The 21,779-nt window shown below is 63.0% G+C and carries 15 protein-coding genes; 9 read left to right on the top strand and 6 right to left on the bottom strand.

Annotated features, from left to right (window positions below):
* The first annotated feature begins 2 nt into the window (after positions 1-2).
* A complete protein-coding gene (hemL, locus tag ACNAOT_RS15485) occupies positions 3-1,322 on the top strand; it encodes a glutamate-1-semialdehyde 2,1-aminomutase (RefSeq protein ID WP_091468683.1) in 1,320 nt (439 codons plus the stop codon).
* A 112-nt stretch (positions 1,323-1,434) separates the two neighbouring features.
* The gene (locus tag ACNAOT_RS15480; protein ID WP_420178495.1) at positions 1,435-2,721 is read left to right on the top strand and encodes a glycoside hydrolase family 3 N-terminal domain-containing protein; all 1,287 of its coding nucleotides are present in this window, start codon (positions 1,435-1,437) and stop codon (positions 2,719-2,721) included.
* Positions 2,722-2,809: 88 nt separating this feature from the next.
* Here the strand turns inward: ACNAOT_RS15480 and ACNAOT_RS15475 are convergent, their stop codons facing one another.
* The 4 genes from ACNAOT_RS15475 to ACNAOT_RS15460 all read right to left on the bottom strand — a co-directional run bounded on the left by ACNAOT_RS15475 (position 2,810) and on the right by ACNAOT_RS15460 (position 6,304).
* Positions 2,810-3,547 carry an amino acid ABC transporter ATP-binding protein gene (locus ACNAOT_RS15475; protein WP_017198579.1) on the bottom strand — a complete coding sequence of 246 codons (738 nt, stop codon included), beginning with the start codon at positions 3,545-3,547 and terminating at the stop codon, positions 2,810-2,812.
* On the bottom strand, positions 3,544-4,308 hold the full coding sequence (locus ACNAOT_RS15470; RefSeq protein WP_091468678.1) for an amino acid ABC transporter permease: 765 nt from the start codon (positions 4,306-4,308) through the stop codon (positions 3,544-3,546). Before ACNAOT_RS15470 ends, ACNAOT_RS15475 begins: the two co-directional genes overlap by 4 nt.
* Positions 4,309-4,320: 12 nt before the next feature.
* Complete coding sequence (locus ACNAOT_RS15465; protein ID WP_091468676.1) at positions 4,321-5,271, bottom strand: ABC transporter substrate-binding protein; 951 nt, start codon at positions 5,269-5,271, stop codon at positions 4,321-4,323.
* A gap of 322 nt (positions 5,272-5,593) precedes the next feature.
* Positions 5,594-6,304: a 3'-5' exonuclease gene (locus ACNAOT_RS15460; RefSeq protein WP_172325483.1), complete on the bottom strand. Its 711-nt coding sequence runs from the start codon at positions 6,302-6,304 to the stop codon at positions 5,594-5,596.
* Positions 6,305-6,370: 66 nt separating this feature from the next.
* Here ACNAOT_RS15460 and ACNAOT_RS15455 point away from each other — a divergent pair, with 66 nt between their 5' ends.
* The 3 genes from ACNAOT_RS15455 to ACNAOT_RS15445 are packed head-to-tail and all read left to right on the top strand — an operon-like array spanning position 6,371 to position 13,661.
* Positions 6,371-6,787, top strand: a complete 417-nt coding sequence (locus ACNAOT_RS15455; protein WP_091468671.1) for an MGMT family protein — start codon at positions 6,371-6,373, stop codon at positions 6,785-6,787.
* Positions 6,784-10,137 carry an ATP-dependent helicase gene (locus tag ACNAOT_RS15450; RefSeq protein ID WP_420178494.1) on the top strand — a complete coding sequence of 1,118 codons (3,354 nt, stop codon included), beginning with the start codon at positions 6,784-6,786 and terminating at the stop codon, positions 10,135-10,137. The genes ACNAOT_RS15455 and ACNAOT_RS15450 overlap by 4 nt, the downstream gene beginning before the upstream one ends.
* The gene (locus ACNAOT_RS15445) at positions 10,134-13,661 is read left to right on the top strand and encodes an ATP-dependent helicase (RefSeq protein WP_420178493.1); all 3,528 of its coding nucleotides are present in this window, start codon (positions 10,134-10,136) and stop codon (positions 13,659-13,661) included. Before ACNAOT_RS15450 ends, ACNAOT_RS15445 begins: the two co-directional genes overlap by 4 nt.
* 48 nt (positions 13,662-13,709) lie before the next feature.
* Here ACNAOT_RS15445 and ACNAOT_RS15440 read toward each other — a convergent pair whose 3' ends face one another.
* Positions 13,710-14,882 carry a macrolide 2'-phosphotransferase gene (locus ACNAOT_RS15440; RefSeq protein WP_420178492.1) on the bottom strand — a complete coding sequence of 391 codons (1,173 nt, stop codon included), beginning with the start codon at positions 14,880-14,882 and terminating at the stop codon, positions 13,710-13,712.
* Positions 14,883-15,076: 194 nt separating this feature from the next.
* Here ACNAOT_RS15440 and nudC point away from each other — a divergent pair, with 194 nt between their 5' ends.
* From nudC to ACNAOT_RS15425, 3 genes are read left to right on the top strand one after another with little or no spacing between them, the layout of a single operon-like run.
* Positions 15,077-16,066, top strand: a complete 990-nt coding sequence (gene nudC / locus ACNAOT_RS15435; RefSeq protein WP_091468661.1) for an NAD(+) diphosphatase — start codon at positions 15,077-15,079, stop codon at positions 16,064-16,066.
* On the top strand, positions 16,063-18,195 hold the full coding sequence (locus ACNAOT_RS15430; RefSeq protein ID WP_420178491.1) for an ATP-dependent DNA helicase UvrD2: 2,133 nt from the start codon (positions 16,063-16,065) through the stop codon (positions 18,193-18,195). The genes nudC and ACNAOT_RS15430 overlap by 4 nt, the downstream gene beginning before the upstream one ends.
* Positions 18,195-18,812: a M48 family metallopeptidase gene (locus tag ACNAOT_RS15425; RefSeq protein WP_420178490.1), complete on the top strand. Its 618-nt coding sequence runs from the start codon at positions 18,195-18,197 to the stop codon at positions 18,810-18,812. Before ACNAOT_RS15430 ends, ACNAOT_RS15425 begins: the two co-directional genes overlap by 1 nt.
* Before the next feature lie 131 nt (positions 18,813-18,943).
* Here the strand turns inward: ACNAOT_RS15425 and ACNAOT_RS15420 are convergent, their stop codons facing one another.
* A complete protein-coding gene (locus ACNAOT_RS15420) occupies positions 18,944-20,401 on the bottom strand; it encodes a zinc-dependent metalloprotease (protein WP_420178489.1) in 1,458 nt (485 codons plus the stop codon).
* Positions 20,402-20,612: 211 nt separating this feature from the next.
* On the opposite strand from ACNAOT_RS15420, the gene ACNAOT_RS15415 reads away from it, so the two are divergent.
* Complete coding sequence (locus tag ACNAOT_RS15415) at positions 20,613-21,749, top strand: PDZ domain-containing protein (protein ID WP_420178488.1); 1,137 nt, start codon at positions 20,613-20,615, stop codon at positions 21,747-21,749.
* Positions 21,750-21,779 lie beyond the last annotated feature (30 nt).

The raw sequence follows: 21,779 nt of genomic DNA, 5'->3' as shown, positions 1-21,779 counted from the left end.
CCATGACGTCAAACACCCCCGTGTCCGATCAACTGTTCGACCGTGCCCGGTCCCTGATGCCCGGCGGCGTGAACTCGCCGGTACGCGCCTTCGGGTCAGTGGGCGGCACTCCGAAGTTCATGGTGTCCGCCAAGGGCGCCTACCTGACGGACGCAGACGGTAAGGAATACGTAGACCTGGTGTGCTCCTGGGGGCCGGCGCTGCTGGGCCACGCCCACCCCGCCGTGCTCGACGCCGTTCACGCAGCTGTGGACCGCGGCCTTTCCTTCGGAGCCTCCACGCCGGATGAAGCCAACCTTGCCGCGATCGTCAAGGACCGGGTGTCCGCCGTGGAACGTTTGAGGATGGTATCCACCGGAACCGAAGCCACCATGACGGCCGTTCGCCTGGCCCGCGGTTTCACCGGCCGCAACCTGATCATCAAGTTCGCCGGTTGCTACCACGGGCACCTTGACGGACTGCTGGCAGCCGCAGGATCCGGCCTGGCCACGTTGGCGCTGCCCGGCTCTGCCGGTGTCACAGAGGCCACCGCAGCTGAGACTCTGGTTCTGCCTTACAACGATCTTGCTGCCGTTGAGGCTGCCTTCGCTGCCCACGGCCAAAACATCGCTGCCGTCATCACGGAAGCGGCTCCGGCGAACATGGGCGTCGTCACTCCGGGCGAAGGCTTCAACGCGGGCTTGTCCCGCATCACCAAGGAACACGGTGCACTCCTCATCCTCGACGAAGTCCTTACCGGCTTCCGTACCGGCTACGCCGGCTACTGGGGATTGACCGGTCGCCAGGAAGGCTGGGCTCCGGACCTGCTCACCTTCGGCAAGGTCATCGGCGGCGGACTGCCGACGGCGGCACTCGGCGGCCGTGCCGACGTCATGGACTACCTCGCTCCCGTGGGCCCGGTTTACCAGGCCGGTACGCTGTCCGGAAACCCCGTGGCCATGGCCGCAGGTGTAGCGACGTTGACCAATGCAACTCCTGAGGTCTACGCCTATGTTGATGCCCGTTCGCTGGAACTCTCAGCTGCGCTCTCCTCCGCCCTTGATGACGCCGGCGTGGACCACTCCATCCAGCGGGCGGGCAACCTCTTCTCGGTTGCGTTTGGAACCTCTGCCCACGGCGTGCACAACTACGACGACGCCCAGCGGCAGGATAGCTTCCGATACGCCCCGTTCTTCCACTCCATGCTGGACTCCGGCGTTTACCTTCCGCCGTCCGTCTTCGAAGCCTGGTTCCTCTCCGCTGCCCATGACGACGCAGCGATGAACCGGATCATCGATGCCCTTCCGGCAGCAGCGAAGGCCGCAGCGGGCGCCTCGGCCTGATCTTTGGTGATGCCCCGGGCGACTGCTTGACGCAATTGTCCGGGGCAATGTTGCGTCCGATCGGGGTAGGCTCGTAGGTGGAAACCCACCCCCAACGAATTCACGGTTTACCATGCGCAAGTCCCCTTCCATTGCATCACTGAGCGTCAGCATCGCCACCGCCGGAGTGCTTCTGGTCTCGGCGGCCGGATGTTCCACTGGCCCAACGAACTCCGGCCAAAATTCGGCGGAGGGGACACCATCGGTGGCTCCTTCTTCGCCGTCAGGCACGCAGGCTCCCTCGTCCCCGCCGGCGTCAGTTACCAAACCAGCGGTTCCTTCCCCGGCTCCCTCCGTAGCGCCTGTGCCGGCGCCGAGCACGCCGTCAGCTGCGGAGCAGCAGCTCGCCGCTCTAAGCCTTGAGCAGCGGGTGGGACAACTGTTCATGGTGGCAGCCAAGGCCAGCGGCCCCGAACCGGGAACCATGGAAGCGCTGACGAAGTATCACGCCGGGAACGTTTACCTCAGCGGACGCAGCAAGGCCGGAACTGCCCCGACGGCGTCCCTTGTGTCTTCGCTGACAGGCACGGTCTCTGCCGCCACAACCGGCGGGGTACCCCTTTTTGTGGCCACCGACCAAGAGGGTGGATATGTCCAGGTTCTCTCCGGTCCGGGTTTCTCCACCATTCCCACGGCCCTGGTCCAGGCGTCCTCCGGGGCGGCAAAACTTCGCGCGGATGCTGCAACGTGGGGGAAGGAACTTAGCAGCGTAGGCGTCAACGTGAACCTCGCGCCGGTCTTGGATACAGTGACCAGCCCACAGTTTGCACCCTCCAATGCCCCCATTGGCCATTTCCAGCGGGAGTACGGCTACGACCCAGCCAACGTCTCGCTGCTGGGCAATGCCTTTGCCGATGGCATGAAGGATGCCGGCGTGGCCCCGGTAGTGAAGCACTTCCCAGGGCTTGGCAGGGTAGTTCCCAACACGGACGTCACCAGCGATGTCCGTGACACGGCCACCACCCGGAACGATCCCGCACTGGGGCCGTTCCACGCGGCCATCAAATCAGGCGCCCGGTGGGTCATGGTTTCGAATGCCTACTACGACAAGATTGACGCCGCCAACATCGCACCATTCTCCTCGACCGTAATGGACACGATGCTGCGTAATGACGCCGGCTTCAAGGGGATAGTTCTCTCCGATGACCTCTGCAGTGCGGCCCAGCTGGAAGCATGGTCCGATGCCGAGCGTGCCCTGAACTTCTTCGGCGCTGGGGGAACCATGCTGGTATGCGCCGATCCCGCGAGCATTCCGGCGATGCACCAGGCGGTGGTGCAGAAGGCCACGTCCGATCCTGCCTTCCGAGCCAAGGTGGATGCCGCCGCGCTCACGGTGCTGCGCGTCAAGGCCAATCAGTAGCGGCCCCAAGCAGTGTGAACGGCAAAGAACCCCGCCTTCGCTTGGAAGGCGGGGTTCTTTGTGGCGGGTGTAACCCTGCTAAGGGTCCTTAGAGGACGTCCGAAAGGAAACCCTGGAGGCGTTCCGTTTGCGGATTCGTGAACAGCTGCTCCGGAGGCCCGGATTCAACCACCACGCCGGCGTCCATGAAGGTCACGATGTCCGAGACGTTGCGTGAGAAGCCCATTTCGTGGGTTACCACCACCATGGTCATGCCTCCCTGGGCCAGGTCCGTCATGAGCGCAAGGACACCCTTGACGAGTTCCGGGTCCAGCGCGGAGGTAGCTTCGTCAAAGAACATCACCTCAGGCTTCATGGCCAGCGCGCGGGCAATCGCCACACGCTGCTGCTGTCCGCCCGAGAGGTTTGCCGGACGGGAATCCGCCTTATGCTTCAAACCCACCAGGTCCAGCTGGGCCAATGCCTCGTCGCGCGCCTGTTCCTTGGACATGCCACGGAGTTTGCGCAGTGCCAGCGAGATGTTCTCCGCCACCGTCTTGTGCGGAAAAAGGTTGAACTGCTGGAAGACCATGCCGATGCGGCGACGCAGTTCGTCCGGGTTGTCCTTAAGGACCGAACGTCCATCCAGCAGGATGTCGCCCTGATCCGGCTCGATAAGCCGGTTCATTACTCGAAGCAGCGTTGACTTGCCTGAGCCGGACGGGCCGATAACGGAGGCCGTGGTGCCCTTCTCGACGTGCAGGTCGATGCCCCGCAACACATGGTTGCTGCCGAACGACAGGTGGATGTTCTTCGCCGTCAACGTCCCTGATGCGAATTCACTCATGCCTGCGCTCCTTTTCCTACGACGGCGGCTGCCTCGTCCGGTTCCTTCTTCTCCGGGCGTCCAGCGCGCATCCGGGCGTCAATAAAGTTCACGAAGTGCGTGAGCGGGATGGTCAACGCCAGATAGAAGATGGCTGCTGCCACGTAGGGGGACAGGTTGCCACTGTTGGCAGCTGCATCCTTACCAATCTGGAAGATTTCACGCTCTGTTGCCAGGAGGCCAAGCATGAAGACCAGTGACGATTCCTTGATCAACGCGATGAACTGGTTGACCAACGCAGGAAGAACGCGGCGGATGCCTTGCGGCACTACCACCAGGCGCATGGACGAGCCGTAGCTGAACCCGAGGGCACGGGTCGCTTCGAGCTGTCCTTTATCCACGCTCTGGATGCCCGAGCGGAAAATCTCGCCGATATACGCGCCGGACATCAAGGACAAGGCAGCGATCGCCATGGGGTAAGGGCTGGTGGAGCCGGTTAGTTCACGAATGATCGGGCCAAAGCCGAATCCGATCACCAGGATGGTCAGCACCGGAGGGAGCCCGCGGAGAATGTCCGTGTAAATGCGGGCCACCCACCGTGCTGCTGCATTCCGGGAGATCCCCATCAGGGCGAGCAACATCCCGAGCGCGGTCCCGATGATGCCCGAGACGACAGCCAGGACGATGGTGTTGGGCAGACCGACGGCGAACATCTTGGGGATGACTTCGCCCATCGCCTCCCAGTCAAAGAAGGTGTCGGCTAATTGATTGAGGATATCCATGGAACGCCTTGGTTACTTGGCGGGGAGCTGGACGGCCTTGCTGCCCGGCTTCCAGCCCTGGGGGGTCTGCTCGGCGGCAGTCGGACGGTCCTTGTACCACTCGGCCGTGAGCTTGGCCCAGGTTCCATCAGCGATGACAGCGTCCAGACCGGAGTTCAGGGCATCAATCAGCGGCTGGTTGTCCTTGTTCACGGCATACGCGGTGAAGTTCTGGGTGTTGACAACCTTCTCTGCGATCTTGGTGTTGTCGCCTTCCTTGACCTGGCCTTCGGCCTGCTGGGACGGTGCAACCCAAGCATCGATCTGGCCGTTCTTTACGTTGCCGTAAACGGTGTTGTAATCAGGGAAACGGACCGGCTCGATCTTCAGCGTGTTGGTCATGTAGTCATCCTGGACGGTGCCCTGGACAACGCCGATGCGCAGGCCTTCCTTGACGTCCGCGAAGCCGGTGACCTTGGAGTCGCTCTTGGTCACGATTGCCATGTAGCCGAAGTCGTAGCCATTGGTGAAACCAACAGTCTTGCGGCGGGCGTCCGTGGTGGAGATCGAGGAGGATCCGACGTCGAACTGCTTGTTGCCCACCTGGGACAGGAGCGCCGAGAAGTCGGTGGAGGCAAACTCCACCTTGAGGCCAAGCTTGTCACCAATGGCGCGCAGGAGTTCGTTGTCGTAGCCGGTGAACTTACCGGAAGGATCAATAAAGATGTTCGGCGGTGCGTCGGAAAGGGTGCCCACGCGCAGGGTGCCGTCGGTGATAAGGCCCAGTTTGGACTTGTCGATCTTGTCCAGCGGAGTCACTTCAGCGGTAGTAAACGTGTCCAGCGACTTCTGGTCGCTGCCGGCCAAAGCGTCGGTCGGCGAGCCGCTGGGCTCGGAGGTTCCTCCGCCGCATGCTGCCAGGGAAATCACCAGGGCTGCGGCCACGGGGGCAACAGACAGCCACTTAGGGGCTTTGAATTTCATGAAGAAATCACTTTCATCGAGTCACGGGGACGTTTCGCGGTGGGCGGGGAATGCGGCAGCAATACGAAGGTTGGCTGCTCTAGCAGACTTCAACCCGCCAAACTTAATTATGTCACCAGCCCGCTGGCGCGCGGTGAATCGAAGAAATGATTGCCTACAGTCGATTTAGCCGAACAAAGTTCCGTCAACAGACCTTCTGGCTCCGGACTATTCCGGCAGCGGAGGCTCGCGTGGAATCCGCGGGCGGACAACCCTGAAAAACGGGTTCCCGAAATTGCTGTGACTTGCGTCGCAAAAGGAGGCGGTCGCCTGCTCTCCGGGGCTAGAAGCCGCCCCGGCTTGCGTCTTCGGGCGGGAGGACCGGCCACTCACCCTCGATGACTGCAGTGGGCTTACTGCGCCGCAAGTACTGCTGGAAATCAGCGGCCTGGGATGCCGCCCAGTCTACTTGCAGCTGATGCAAAGCCGGCGCCGGCATCTGCAACTTGGGGAATTTGCCGGCCATTGCATCCAATACCCGGAGCGTAGCGAGAGCGTCCGCAGCTGAGGTGTGCGCGTTTGTCAGGTCCACACCGTACTCCTCGCACAAAGCGGTAAGCGTGCGCTTTCCCTTGCGGTAACGGTCCACCTGCTTGTTCATCACATAGGGATCCAGCACGGGGAAGCGGCTGAGTTGGGGGACCCCGTAGCGGGCGGACTCGGCCGCCAACACGGTGAAATCGTAGCTGGCGTTGAAAGCAATGACGGGAGTGCCGTCGTCGAACAGCCCTTGGAGTACACCGGCCACCTCGCGCGTGACCTCGGCCGCCGGGCGGCCCTCTGCACGGGCTTTCTCTGTAGTGACACCGTGCACCTCGCTGGCTTCGAGCGGGATTTCGACACCGGGATCTGCCAGCCACTCGTGCTCTGCGATGAGCTCCCCGTGGGCATCCACGACCGTGATGGAAGCTGTGACGATCCGCGCTGACCGTGAGTTTTTCCCGGTGGTCTCGAGGTCGAATGCGGCGCGGGAGAGGGTGTTCCAGGAGCTCATGTCTTCAAGCTACCGGCTAGGTCCGACACTATTCGGGCACGACACTCCTGCCGTTACGCTGAACACATGCGGATGGAGTATGTGACAGCGGTTCTGGCCGTTGTGGACCTTGTTCCGTCGGGTTCGGCGGTTTCCTACGGTGACGTCGCAGAGCTTTTGGGAGCCGGCGGGCCGCGGCAGGTCGGCGCAGTGATGAGCCATTATGGCAGCTCGGTCGCCTGGTGGCGCGTCCTTAGGGCCAGCGGGGAAGCGCCACCAGGTCACGAAGTCGCCGCCCTGCAGCATTACTTGGAGGAAGCCACCCCGCTGCATGGCGCATACGAGGCCTTCCTGAGGACGGGTGAAGGCCGTTGGCGCGTCGACCTGACAGCGGCCCGATGGACGCCTGCCGACTCCGATTTCGACCAACTGGATGTGATCTCGGACCAGTTGGAGCGTCAACTCCATAAATTGTCGGTGCCCGATGATGAAATGACTGTGTGACCGCAACTCCTGCCAAAACCCGCCAAGCACCGGCAGCCCTCCGGCTGCTCCCGCCGCGTGAGACCCACTATGCGGCTCCTGTTTTGTCTCCGGACCAAGGTGCGGTCGTTGCCCTCCCACAGGGGAGCGGCCCTGTCCTCGTGCCCGGGGGCCCGGGAACGGGTAAATCAACTGTGCTGGTGGAAGCCGCAGTCCGCCGCGTCCGCGAGGATGGCCTGGACCCGGAACAGATTCTCGTTCTTGCTCCCGGGCGCCACGCCGCAGCGGCTCTGCGCGATACCTTCACGGGGCGGTTGGACCGCAGCCTCAGTACGACGCCGGCACGAACCTGGGCGTCCTACGCCTTCGACGTTATCCGGCGGGCCAAGGCAGAAGGCATATTGCCGCTGACGCGGCCACCGAAGCTTCTGTCAGGCCCCGAACAGGACCTCATCATCAAGGAGTTGCTGGAAGGCCACTCCCGTCCGGGATTCCAGCTGCCTTGGCCGGAGGATCTAGCAGCGGCACTTCCCACCCGCGGCTTCCGTCACGAGATCCGGCAGTTGTTCGACCGCATCATCGAATCGGGGCGCACCGCAGAGGACCTGGTTGGGCTGGCCTACGAGTGCGGACGGCCTGATTGGATGGCGGCTGCCGAACTTTACAGCGAGTACCGGGATGTCTTGGACCTCCGTATGCCTGAGGCCTTTGACCCTGCTGGAATCATCACCACGGCGCGGCAGATTTTCCAAGACTCGCCGGCCTTCCTGGCTGCCGAGAGGGAAAGACTCCAACTCATCCTCGTGGACGACGCCCAGGAATCGAATCCTGCCGTGTTCGAGCTCCTTGCCGACATCGGCGAAGGCAAAGACGTCGTGGTGACCTACTCACCGGATACCGTCGTGCAAGGATTCCGCGGCGCACGCCCGGACCTGGTGTCAGAGCTGCCAACACTGCTGGGCGGCACACAGCAAAACGTTCTTGAGCGCCCGCTGTCGGTTACCCACAGGCATGCGCCTGAGGTAGCTGAGGCGTGGACCCGGGTCGCGAGCCACATCTCGCAGCGCTCGGGTGGCCAGTTGGCCAGGCAAATGGAACAACCGCAGCATCCGGAAGGCATGCATCCTGCATCTGCGCGGAATGGTCGCGTGGAGGGTCACGTGCTGCCGTCAGCTGTCCACGAGTTGAGATACGTTTCACAGCGCATCCTCGAGGCTCAGCTGCGGGAATCTCGGGAGTTCAGCGACATCGCGGTGATCGTCCGGAACGGCGGGCAAATTTCCCAGTTGCAGCGTTACCTGAGCGGGCAGGGGATCCCGGTTCGTGTTCCAGTGGCAGACTCGGCCGTCCGTGACGAAGTCGCGGTGCGTCCGTTGTTGGAGGCCTTTGCCATTGTCCTGGACCCGGCAAAGCTGACGCCGGAAACTGCGGTTTCCCTCCTTACATCCCGCATCGGCGGAGCTACGGCCATCGAACTGCGCAGGCTCCGACAGTCCCTGCGCCGCGAGGAGCTTCTGGGCGGTGGCGGCCGGTCCAGCGACGCTTTGCTGGTTGAGGCACTCCTTCAGCCCGGTGCCCTGGCGTCGCTGGGTATTGAAGGCAGTTCTGCCCGTCGGCTCGCCCGCATGATCGCAGCCGGTTCCGCCGCCGCGGCGGAACCCGGTGCCAACGCGGAATCTGTGCTGTGGGCGTTGTGGCACGCCACCGGCTTGTCTTCCCGTTGGGCAGAAATGGCACTTGAGGGAGGCAATGCCGGTGCACGTGCCGATAGGGACCTTGACGCCATGATGGCGTTGTTCCATACAGCCGAACGGTTCGTGGACCAACTGCCCGGTTCGGGTCCTGAACAGTTCCTGGACTATTTGCTGAACCAGGAACTTCCCATGGACACCCTTGCCGCGCGGGCACAGCTGGAGGCCTGCGTGGAGATCATGACCCCCGCAAGCGCAGCCGGGCGGGAATGGCCGGTGGTGATCGTTGCGGGTCTCCAGGAAGGCGTATGGCCCAACACGCGTTTGCGTGGAGAGCTGCTGGGAAGCACTGTCTACGCCGACGCAGTGGAGCATGGAGTGGACTACGCCCTTCGGCGCGGGCCCCTGAGCAGGCTCCGGGATATTCGTTATGACGAACTCAGGAGTTTTTCGACCGCCGTTTCCCGAGCTCGAGAAGTATTGATCTGCACCGCGGTGTCTTCCGAGGACGAGCAACCCTCGGCTTTCCTGGACTACGTGGCGCCCCTGGAGGCCGGTGAGTACAAGCGTGATTACACTCCCGTTGACCGTCCCATGACCTTGCGGGCCCTGGTCGCAGAACTGCGGCAGCACGCCCAGTTGGAAGACGCCGGTAGCGGCGAAGCCCATACCTCGCACGAGGCCGCCCGGATATTGGCCAGGCTCGCCAGCACGGAACCACCCGTTCCGGGTGCACATCCGGACACGTGGTGGGGTTTGGCGGCGCTGAGTTCCCAGGAACCCGTGGTGCCACCCGGCGGTACCGTTTCCGTCTCGCCTTCCAAAGTGGAAGCTGTCCACAAGTCGCCGCTTGACTGGTTCGTCCAAGCCGCCGGAGGGGAAGCTGCCACCGACTTCGCACGCAGCCTGGGCACTTTGGTCCACAGCATTGCCCAAGAGCTTCCCGATGCTTCAGGAGCCGAGTACGTGGCTGAGCTCGTACGCCGGTGGCCTGCTTTGGGCATGAAGGACAACTGGGAAGGAAAGCTCGATTTCCAGCGGGCGGAACTGATGGTTCGGAAGTTGGCCCACTATGTGCTCATCATGCGCGGCGACGGAAGAAGCTTGCTGGCCGTGGAGCACGACTTTGAAGTTCAGCTACCTGATGTCACCCTGGACGACGGCGCTGTAAGTGGTTTCCCTGCTCCTGAAGGGGAGGCCACTCGCCACGCAGTACTCCGCGGCCAAGTGGACCGGCTTGAGATCGATCCGGAGGGCAGGCTCGTGATCGTTGACCTCAAGACCGGCAAACGGCAACCAGGCAAAGCGGAGGTTGCCAGGCACCCACAACTGGGTGCCTACCAGGCCGCCGTCCTCAAAGGTGCCTTCCGGGACGCCGGGGAAGGGGACGAAACACCCGACGCCGGCTCTCTTGCAGCGTCCGCGGACGGCTTAGTCCCCGGCGGCGCCGTGCTGGCCCAACTTGGGACCAAGACCAAGAGCCCGGCGGTACAGCAGCAGGATCCGTTGGATCCCTCGGACAACTGGGCCGAGGGGCTGGTGAATGAGGCGGCTGCGCTGATGGCCGGTGCAACGTTCGAAGCACGGCACGACCCCGGCAAGGGCGGGTATGGCGGCCATGGATGCCGCCTACCGGACGTTTGCCCGTTGTGCGCCAGAGGAAAGCAGGTCACCGAATGACAACCGAACTCCTGGACGGCTTTGCCACCAGCACCCCGGGCGTCGAGGCAGTCCCGGAGCCAAGGTTCTCTCCTTCTGAGCTGGCCAACATCCTTGGCGAAAAGAACCACCCTACGCCTGAGCAGGCGGCCATCATTGCCTCCCCGCTTTCTCCGCGCCTGGTGATTGCCGGGGCAGGTTCGGGGAAGACGGCCACCATGGCGGACCGTGTGGTGTGGCTGGTGGCCAACGGCTGGGTGCGCCCTGAAGAAGTCCTCGGCGTGACATTTACCCGCAAGGCTGCCGGAGAGCTGGCGAGCCGGATACGGTCCAAGCTGGCCACGCTCCAGCGGATAGCGGTGGCGGACGATGGCAGCATAGGCTTCCCGGAGGGACTTCTCGGGGCAGACGACCTCGAACCCAAAGTGTCCACGTACCACTCCTATGCAAGCGGCATCGTGTCTGACTACGGCCTGCGGTTGGGCATCGAGCGGGACGTCGTCTTGCTGGGAGGCGCACAGTCCTGGCAGCTGGCCAGCCAAGTCGTGGAAGCATATGACGGTGACTACGAGCACTTCACTGCCGCCAAATCCACGCTCGTCAATGCAGTCATCCAGCTGGCCGGGGAGTGCGCAGAGCACCTTCAGAATCCGGGGGAAGTGCGGGAATGGGTCCTGGAGCGCGCTCACGCCTTTGAGCAGCTTCCCTACGTGGCCGGTGCCAAGAAGAATCCAACGCAGGCCGCAGGAGAACTTGCGGCCATGCTCAGGACACGCGCCAGCGTTGCCGACATGGTGGTCCGTTACCAGGAAGCGAAGCGCCATCGCGGTGTCCTTGATTTCGGCGACCTCGTGGCGCTCGCAGCCCGAATTGCGAGCGATATTCCGCTCGCCGCCTCCACTGAACGTGCCCGCTACAAAGTAGTGCTCCTGGATGAGTTCCAGGACACCTCCCACGCCCAGCTTGTTCTGTTCTCCCGTCTTTTCGGTCAGGGCCACGCAGTTACTGCGGTGGGCGACCCCAACCAATCGATATACGGCTTCCGAGGCGCTTCCGCCGGCCAGCTCTTCCACTTTGTGCAGGAGTTTCCCGTCCGGCATGGGGACCCCTCCGGCGGCCCTGAATCCTATTCCGTCGCCCCCACTTCGTATCTGACCACCGCTTGGCGGAACGGCAGGAACATCCTCCGGGCCGCCAACACCATCGCAGCGCCCCTCAACAGGTCGGCGGCACTGAATGGTCCGGCGGGGGAGCGGGAAACAGCGGGTAATGTCTCAGTCCCCGCGTTGGTTCCAAGCCCTGCTGCGGTGGATGGAAGCGTGGTGATCGGTCGCTTCGGCACGGATGAGGACGAAGCCGCAGTGATAGCCCGCGATGTCCGTCGGTACCAACGGACTGTCTTCGAAGAAGAGAAGGACGGCACTCCGGTCAAGCCCACCATGGCGGTCCTCTGCCGCCGACGGGCGCAGATGGAGTGCCTCCGCCGCGAGTTCGAACTCCAGGGGATTCCCTATGAGATCGTTGGACTTGGCGGCTTGCTGGACACACCGGAGATCGTGGATCTGGTGGCGACCTTGCGGGTCCTTGCCGATCCAGGACGTTCCGATGCCCTGATGAGGTTGTTGGCCGGGGCACGGTGGAGGATTGGTCCGGCAGACTTGATGGCCTTCAGTGACTGGTCCCGCTTCCTGGCCCGCCGACGGTCGGCTCCCGAAGCACACCCTGAATCCTTTGACCACGACGAAGAACCGTCCGGGGCCGTGATCGAAAGCGACATCACCGATGCAGCAAGCCTCGTGGAGGCCCTTGACTTCCTTCCCCGTCCAGGCTGGACGTCCGGACATGGGAGGAGCCTGAGCGCTGCTGCCTTGGATCGGCTGACCCGCCTTGCTTCGGAACTGCGCTCCCTGAGGAGCTACATCGGCGACGACCTCACCACACTCCTTGGCGAAGTGGAACGTGCGATGTTCCTGGACATCGAAGTAGCGGCCAAGCCGGGAATCAGCATCCACCAGGCGCGCCGCAACTTGGATGCTTTCCAGGATGCGGCAGCAGGGTTCCTGCAGACGTCGCAACGCATTGACCTGCTGGCGTTCTTGTCGTGGCTGGAAGCTGCAGCCTCCGAGGAAGGCGGCTTGGATGTTGCCCCCGTTGAGGCCAATCGGGAAGCGGTGCAATTGCTGACCGTTCACGCTTCGAAAGGATTGGAATGGGACGTTGTTTTTGTCCCGGGCCTCAATGCTGGTTCGTTCCCCAGCAACAGGGATTCGCGCTGGAGCACCGGCGCCGCGGCCTTGCCGTGGCCCTTGCGGGGCGATCGCGCCGACCTTCCCCAGTGGGATCTCGATCAGCCTGACCAAAAGGGATGGTTGGACGCAGAGAAGGAATTCAAATCCGAGGTCCAGCATCACGGTGAGGCCGAAGAGAGAAGACTCGCCTACGTCGCTTACACCCGGGCGAAGTTCGTCCTGTGGGCTTCCAGCGCTGCTTGGAATGGCTCTCGATCAGGAATGGCCGGCATGTCTGCCTTCCTCTCCGAACTGGCGCCTCTTGCCGGTGTTGCTGGAGAGGATAATGACGCCGGCCGGACGCAGTCGGTTGGCGGTTCGCGGTCGGTCGGAGGGGCGGTGGTCCATGCGGAATCGGTGGCCGAAGAGGCCTTGCCTGGGGAAAGCCCCTTGACGGCAGCGCTCGAGGTTGCCCAATTCCCCTACGATCCTTTGGAAGGACCGTCAGACCCACGGACCGGCGCCCGGCTGAGGCTGACTCCGGGCAGGCGGCTTGCAATGGACCGCGCCGCAGCCATGGTCCGGGGATACATTGAGGAACCCCGCCCGGCCTCTTCAGATGAATTGAGTGGTCCCGCCGGGAAATGGTCCCAGGAGGCCGAACTACTGCTGGATCGCCAACGGCAGCTAAAGACCGTTCAGGATGTCCACCTGCCAAGCCACATCTCTGCCTCACTTTTCGTTGACCTCGGTGCTGACCCCGCGGCCGTCCTGACCCAGCTGCGCAGGCCCGTTCCCCGCGAACCGGGCATCTCGGCTCGCAAAGGCACGGCATTCCATGCATGGGTGGAGGAGTACTTTGGCACAACCGGCATGCTGGACCTTGATGAAGCTCCGGGTTCGGACTCCCACATCGACGAGGCCTACGGCTTGGATGACATGGTGGCGGCGTTCAAACAGTCCGAGTGGTCCCAGCGCGCTCCGGCTTTCGTCGAAGTGCCTGTGGAAACGCGGATCGGCGACGTCGTGGTCCGTGGGCGCATCGACGCCGTGTTCCGCGATGCTGACGGCCGCTGGCAACTCATTGACTGGAAAACCGGGCGACGCCCCGCGGGGCAGCAGCTGGCGACCCGGGCGGTGCAGCTGGCCGTTTACAGGCTGGCTTGGGCACGGCTTAAGGATGTACCCCTCGAGGACGTCAGTGCCGCGTTTTACTATGTGGCTGACGACGCCGTTGTGCGTCCGCACGATCTTGGCAGGGCCGAGGAACTGGAGCTGATCGTGGCGAAGGCACTGAAGACCAGCGCTGATGGGTAGGAACGCCCTGGAACCCGGGAAGGCACTGGGGTTCCAGGGTTCTGCCTTCTAGGAACGTTCGGCTGCGTGAAGCGGCGTTACGCTGACAACACTGATAGCGGCAGTGGACGTGTCGTCGTGTGATGTCGTGCCGGGGCCCCTATCTTCGGAGCCCTCCGACTCTTCGGCGTCGGGAATCGCCGCCACACTGACTGCAGGCTTGTCGGCCCGTGAATCCGCTGCTCCCAAGTGATTGGCCGCGTGCTGAGCAGCTTCGTTCTCGGCGGTCTCGTCCTCAGCTGCCTGTGCGGCCTCTTCGTCGCGACGCACCTGCTCGTCGATGTCATCGGCGAGTGCCTGGAGCATGGACTCTGCTTCTGCCGTCATGCTCTGGTGCCCTGCCGCCATTGCCTTGACCAGATATTGGGCGAGGGCGAACTCGGCCAGCAGGGCGGACCGGCGGAGAAGGTGCGTGTCAGGGATCTCGCGGCGTGCTTGGGTGTAGTGGCTCAAAACGGCCTCAACAAACGAGGCTTCGTTGGATGCAACCAGCCAGGCGAAGTCGTCTGCAGGATCACCGATCCGGAGATCGGTCCAACCCGTTAGGGCGGTCACCGTGTCATCCTGCACCATGAGGTTGTCTTCATGAAGGTCGCCGTGGACCACTGATGGATTGAAACGCCAAAGGGCAACGTCTTCGAGGGCGTGCTCCCAACGACGCAGCAGGGTGGCCGGAATCTTCCCGGTGGTTGCTGCTTGGTCCAGTTCGTTGAGTTTGCGTTGCCGGAACTCATTGGCCGAGTAACTGGGAAGGTCCGCATTGGTGACCAGGGTCAGTGGCAAGTCATGAATGGCTGCCAGTGCTGCGCCGACTTCCTTGGCCAAGGCGGGGCTTCCGGCTGACAGTTCGTCGATGGAGAGCATGGAGCCTTGCAGATGGGCGTACACGAACGTCGTCAAAGCACCTTGCCTTACCGTGCCGGCGATGGTGGGCACATGAAAAGGCAGTTCAGCGCGGATGGCGGGCGCGAAGGCCCGCAGGACCATAAACTCGGTTTCCAGTCGCGTGCTGGCTTCCGGATGGCGCGGTGAACGGACTCGCCAGCGTTTGCCTTCCGCGTCCAACAGCAGCGCGGAGTCGAAGTCGGCGTCGTCGTCGGGGGAATAGGCTGCGGCCGTTGGCGAAAGGCCAGGCACCGCCGCTGTTGCTATGGCGGCCAGTTCGAGCGGTGTTCTTCTCACGTTCTCCACGGTAGATTGAGTGCGGCCTGTGGCCATGATGCAGTACGGCGAGTCTTCAGATCCGCAGCAAATGCGCAGGAAATGTGGAGCAAAACATTGCTCAAGTGCCCAAGCGGGCAACTGTGCGGGGTGCTGTCCACAACAGTGGACCTTTCCAAATGTTTTTTGTCGGTACGAGTCAGTACGGTAGATACATGAGTCAAACGGAGTCGCCGGCGCTTGCCAATCACCTGATGGAGACTGTTCTTCCCGTCCGTCCTGCCATGGTGGATCGCGGCTCGGGCGTGCGGATGAAGCCGGGCATGGTTGAGGATCTCATTGCCTCCGGCACCGCCAAGGCCATGGTCATTTCACAGCGCAAAGCGTTGGTGACCGCTGACGGCCTGTGGTTCGGAGACGCTGCGCCGCTCTGGAACGCTCTAAGTGGGTCCGAAGGCGGCGCTGTTGCTGCCATCTACCTGGGTGCCACGTTGACGTCGTCCTCCTTGCCGGAGGGTACGTCCGTTGTGCTGTTCACAGTTACTGAACCGCCGGCGCCCGGCATCGCCACGGTGCCGTTGGATGCTGAGTGGGCCGGTTTTCGGGATGTCGCGGCGCGTCTTGACGCCAAGGACACCGCTTTGTTCATCGAGGCCAGCGCAATCTCCAACTGGCATGCAACCCACACACATTGCCCTCAGTGCGGCACGCCTACGGACATCGAGGCCGGTGGCTGGGTCAGGCGTTGTCCCAAGGACAACTCAGAGCATTACCCGCGGACGGATCCCGCCATCATTGTCACGGTGATCGGCCCGGATGGCCGGCTCCTGCTCGGCGGCGGGGGGCCCGTCGACGCCAGGAATTACTCCACGCTGGCAGGATTCGTTGAGCCCGGGGAATCGCTGGAGCAGGCTGTCGTCCGGGAAATCGGCGAAGAAGTGGGTGTCCGTGTGACGGCCTGCCAGTATCTCGGCTCGCAGTCCTGGCCGTTCCCCGCTTCCCTCATGTTGGGATTCACCGCCAAAACAGACGACGCCGTTGCCCGGCCCGACGGCGTCGAGGTCACACGGGCGAGGTGGTTCAGCCGTGAGGAGCTGCAGGAAGCGGTGTTGAGCGGTGAAATCACCATCTCAACGCGCCTGTCCATCGCGCGTTCATTGATTGAGCATTGGTACGGCGGCGTCATCGAAGACCTGCAGCCGTGACCGAAGGGATTTTCGACGGCGGTGGCTCACTTGAGGAGCGCATCCTCGGCGGGCTGGACGAAGAGCAGCGGGAAGTAGCCAGTACCTTGACAGGTCCCATGTGCGTCCTCGCAGGGGCAGGCACGGGAAAGACACGCGCCATCACTCATCGCATTGCTTACGGTGTTCACTCCGGGGTTTACAGTCCGCAGAGACTGCTGGCCGTGACCTTCACTGCCCGGGCCGCAGCTGAGATGCGCAGCAGGCTCCGCGATCTTGGGGTTGCCAACGTTCAAGCCCGCACATTCCACGCGGCCGCATTGAGGCAATTGCAGTTCTTTTGGCCGCAGGCAATCGGCGGCACTTTGCCCAATCTCCTGGACCACAAAGCCAACATGATCGCTGAGGCCTCCCGCAGGCTTCGACTGAGCACTGACCGTGCATCCATCAGGGACCTGGCAGCCGAGATTGAATGGGCCAAAGTGTCCATGCTGACGCCCGCCAATTACCTGGAGAATGCACAAGGCCGCGGAACTCCCGGAGGCTTCGACCTCACCGCGGTCTCCCGGGTGTTCCAGGCCTATGAGGACATCAAAACCGACCGCAACGTCATCGACTTCGAAGACGTCCTGCTCATAACAGTGGGTATCCTCCAGGAGGACCCGAAAGTAGCGGCAACAGTCCGGGAGCAATACCGCCATTTCGTGGTGGACGAGTACCAGGACGTTTCACCCCTGCAACAGCGGCTTTTGGATTTGTGGCTCGGTGGCCGGAACGAGTTGTGCGTGGTGGGCGATGCCAGCCAAACCATTTACTCCTTCACCGGCGCCTCACCCAAGCATCTCCTCGGGTTCAAAGGGCAGTTCCCCGGAGCGACCGTCGTCAAGCTCATTCGTGACTATAGGTCCACCCCGCAAGTGGTGAAGTTGGCCAACGACCTCCTGGGTTCCCGCCGAAGCGGTGGGCCGGTGGCGGATGCCGCGTGGGCTTCGCCCCTCAAGCTCGTCGCCCAGCGGCCCTCTGGTCCGGAACCGCGGTTCATGGAGTGCCCGGACGACGAAGCCGAGGCAGCTGTGGTGGCAGGCAGAATTCAGGAGCTGCTCAACAGCGGTGTCAAAGCCAGTGAGATAGCCATCCTGTTCCGCACCAACGGCCAGTCTGAAGCGTACGAGCAAGCCCTGGCCTCTGCCGGGATCGGCTACCAGCTCCGGGGAGGCGAGCGGTTCTTCGCGCGCAAGGAAGTCCGCGATGCGATCCTCCAGTTACGCGCGGCCACCCGCGCCGTGGCGGAGGGGCCCCAGGAACCCCTGGGCCAGATCGTGCGGGACATCGTTGCCTCACTTGGTTACACGGAGGCCGCCCCCCACAACGGCGGAGCACTGCGTGAGCGTTGGGAATCCCTGGCAGCCCTGGTCGCCTTGGCCGATGAGCTTGCTGTCAGCCGCGGGGAGTCCTTCACCTTGGCTGAGTTCGTCAACGAGCTTCAAGAGCGTTCGGTCGCGCAACACGCACCCACCGTTCAAGGTGTCACTCTTGCTTCCCTCCACGCCGCCAAGGGCTTGGAATGGGATGCGGTGTTCCTGGTGGGCCTCAGCGAGGGCCTAATGCCTATTTCGTTCGCAGATACCCCGGAGGATGTGGACGAAGAACGCAGGCTGCTTTATGTCGGCATCACCCGGGCAAGGGAGCACCTGAATCTCTCATGGTCCACAGCCCGAACACCGGGTGGCCGGGCCAACCGCAAGCCGTCCCGGTTCCTCGACGGACTTCGTCCCAATTCCGTGGCTTCCGCCAACGCGCGCAGCAAGACAGGTCCCACGCGGCGGAAAGCTGCCGCCCCGGCGTCGTGCAAGGTATGCGGAAGCATGCTCGCGAGTGGAGCCGAACGGAAGGTGGGACGTTGCAACCAGTGCCCGCCTACCTACGAGGAACAGACCTTCGATGCGTTAAGGCAGTGGCGCAGGGACGAGGCCCAATCGGCCGACGTTCCCGCGTACGTAGTCTTTACGGACGCTACGCTGACTGCCATCGCCGAGGCTAAGCCTTCATCGCTTGAGGAACTTGCCGGCCTGGCGGGGATCGGCCCGTCCAAGCTCGAACGCTACGGCGAGGCTGTCCTGGCAGTGCTCGCCGAGAGCAGTGAACTCTGATGACGGGCAGATCTTCCTCCGATACCGCCATCCCGCACCTCACCGACGACGGCGCTCCCGTTGTGGTGCGTAGATCAGCCAGACGGCGGCGAACCGTTGCCGCTTTCTGGGAAGACGGAAATGCCGTGGTCGCCATCCCTGCCAGCTTCACCAAGTCCCAGGAACAGGAGTGGGTCCGGCGGATGCTGGTCAAGCTGAAGAAGCAGGGGGAGCGGCAAACGGGTGCGGGCAGGCGTCGTCCTGCGACGGATCAAGCCCTCGCCAAGCACGCCGAGCACCTTTCAAAGACGTATCTCGGCGGGCGGGCGGTCCCGACGTCGGTCCGCTGGGTAGCCAACCAGAACGCCCGCTGGGGTTCGGCAACTCCTGGGGACGGCACCATCCGGCTGTCCAACAAGCTTCAGCCCATGCCGCAATGGGTTATTGACTACGTTCTGGTCCACGAGCTCGCGCACTTGCTGGTGGCGAGCCACAATGCCGAGTTCTGGAGATTGGTTGAGGCCTACCCTGATACGCAACGGGCAAAGGCCTTTTTGGAGGGCGTTGCCTTCGCTACGTCCCGGGGACTCCCGGCAGATTCCGGGTCCGGGATCCCGGCGAGTCGGCCGCGGAACTGACTGACTAAAGACGTCAGAGGCTCGGCCGCTCGGCTTCTCTCAGCCGCACCTGCACTGCACCGTTCCTTAACAGCAAAGCGGCCGCCATGAGATGGCGGCCGCTTTGCTGCAGTGTTTATTCCGAGGCTGGCCTACTTGGTCGGCGCCTCGGGGTCATTGTCGTCCGATGGTGTTTCATTGCCGGACTCGTTCTCCGCGGAATCAGCCTTGGACGCTTCCGTTCCAGCTTCATCGGCCTTGGTGGAGTCGTAACCGCCGCTCAGAAGCTTCTGCAGGGCGTCGTCAACCTCGCTGTCACTTGCCTCGGCAAGGCGTCGCCGTTCGGAGAAGCCCTTGGGATCATCGAGGTCCTCACCGGTGGGGAGAAGATCCGGGTGGTGCCAAATGGCGTCGCGGCCGGCGATGCCCCTTTCTTCCTTCAGAGTTGCCCACAATGTTGCTGCTTCCCGGAGCCTGCGGGGGCGAAGCTCCAGGCCGACGAGGGACGAGAACGCGTGCTCGGCCGGTCCGCCTGTGGCCCGACGACGACGCACGGTCTCGCGCAGCGCCGTCGCCGATGGCAGCACCTTGTCGGTGGCTTCGGCGGTGAGCTCGTCTACCCAGCCCTCAACTAAGGCAAGAGCTGTTTCGAGCTTCTCCAACGCGGCCGTCTGGACCGGCGTGCGTTCCGGTGTGAAGACCCCCTGGGACAGTGCTTCCTGGATACCCTCGGGGTTGCTCGGGTCGAGGTCGCGGGCGAGGTCTTCGATGCGGGACATGTCAATGTGAATGCCGCGGGCATATGCCTCGATGGCTCCGAGGAGGTGGCCACGCAACCATGGGACCTGGACAAACAGGCGCGCGTGAGCGGCTTCACGGACGGCAAGGAAGAGCCGAACGTCGTTCTCGGGGAGGCTGAGGCCTTCCCCGAATTTGGCTACGTTTGCCGGCAGCAGCGCCATTTCCAGGTCTGCAAGGGGGACACCGATATCGGTGGAGCTGACAACCTCGGCCGAGAGTGCGCCGATGGCCTGTCCCAGTTGCATGCCGAAGATCGCTCCGCCCATGTTCTGCAGCATGGACGAGGCACCGCCCATCATGGACTTCATTTCTTCGGGCATTTGCTGAGTGAGAGCGTTGGACAAGGCATTGGCGATGCTGTTGGCCACGGGCTCAGTCAGGCGCTTCCACGTCCCCAAGGTCGCTTCAACCCATTCGGCCCTTGACCATGCCCTACCAATCAGGCCGGTCGCCGAGAGATCAGTAACCGGGTCCAGCCAAAGTTCTGCAAGCCTCAGCGCTTCGTCGATCTCCCTGGCCTGTTGGGCGTTGACCGAGGGGTCGCTGCCGGCAGCGGCGACGCGCCGCGCATTCTCGTGGGCGAGCTGCCAATTCACGGGGCCTTCGGAGGTAGAACTCATCATCGCCTGTACCTGAGCGAACATCTGCTGAAGGAGCTGAGGATCGTTGGGCAGGCCTGCGGCCTTGGCCAGCTCAGCGGGATCGATGTTGCCCATGCCCTGGCCGCCCATCAGGTTCTGGAGCATTTCTGCCAGCGGATCCTTAGGGGTTTCGTCGTCGTTGGACGGATTGTTGGGGTTGGAAGTCATGGTGCCGCCGATCGTCGAACTGGCTGGTGATCTCTTTCACCGTACCGCGCGGCCGGAAGGCTGTCTGCCCGGAGGCGGTGCCGTTCGCTGTAGGCAAAGCAGCCCTGCAACGTCAGACCGCGTAGTGTTGATGTTTGGTATGTGCCGCCGCCGCCTTCGGCGGCAGGAGCCATGGATCCGGTCACGCAAATGCCGGCATAGAGAGGCCTCAATGCTTACTTCGCCCAGCCCCGAGGGCTCATTGGACCCGCGTCGAACGCCCGACGCCGATTCCACCTCCACGCCGCCGGCACCGTCCCGTGACGGTCGCTACATGATCATGGTGATCTCCGGTCTCCTCGCGCTCGGCCTCGGCATCGGGGCGGCAGCGTTGCCGGTTCCATATGTCATTGAGTCAGCGGGTCCCACCTTCAATACTCTGGGCAAAGACGGCGACAAGCCTGTCATCAACATTTCCGGCCGTGAGTCATTTCCAGCAAATGGCAACCTTGACCTGACCACCGTTGTCATGACCGGCGGTCCCAAGAGTCCGGCCTCCATCTTCGATGTCTTCCGCGCCTGGTTGGATCCCTCCAGGGCCATTTATCCCGAAGAACTCATCTATCCCAAGGGCACCACCGCCGAGCAGACCGTTCAACAAGGTGAGATAGCCATGGAAACTTCGCAGGAGAACGCGGTGGCAGCAGCCTTGCGTGAGCTCGAGATCCCCTTTGAGCAGCGGCTCAACGTCGCAGGTCTATCAGACCCTTCGCCATCCGCCGGGAAGATCCAGGAAGGTGACCGGCTGGTCTCCATCAATGGCAAGGCAATCACGTCCATGAGCGTGGTCCAAGCCGAACTGGCCGCGGGCGCCGGTGCCCCTGCCGTCGTCGGAGTGGACCGGAACGGCACTTCGGTTTCCGAAACAATAACGCCTACCAAGAACCAGGCGGACCGTTACGTTCTGGGTGTGCTGCTGGCCAGCGATTTCACGTTTCCGTTCGACGTCAGCATTTCCTTGGACAATGTTGGCGGACCGAGCGCAGGCATGATGTTCGCCTTGGGGATCGTGGACAACCTCACGCCGGGGGACCTTACTGGCGGCAAACACGTGGCGGGCACCGGCACGATCACCGCCGATGGCGCCGTGGGCCCCATCGGCGGCATTGCCCAAAAGATGATAGGCGCCCGTCACCAGGGTGCCACCATGTTCCTCGCGCCGGCATCGAACTGTGCCGACGTCGTGGGCCACATTCCGGACGGGCTTCAGGTTGTCAAAGTGGAAACACTGGCTGATGCCACCTCCGCCGTAGAGCGGCTCGGATCCGGTCAGGACACGGGGAGCCTTCCCACCTGCACAAACAACTAGACTGACGGTGGAACTTAGCTTCACCGCCAC

Origin of the sequence: Paenarthrobacter sp. TA1.8 (assembly GCF_048595705.1) — a bacterium.
In the GTDB taxonomy this organism is placed as follows: Bacteria; Actinomycetota; Actinomycetes; order Actinomycetales; family Micrococcaceae; genus Arthrobacter; species Arthrobacter nitroguajacolicus.
This window is presented reverse-complemented; position numbering and strand designations above follow the sequence as displayed.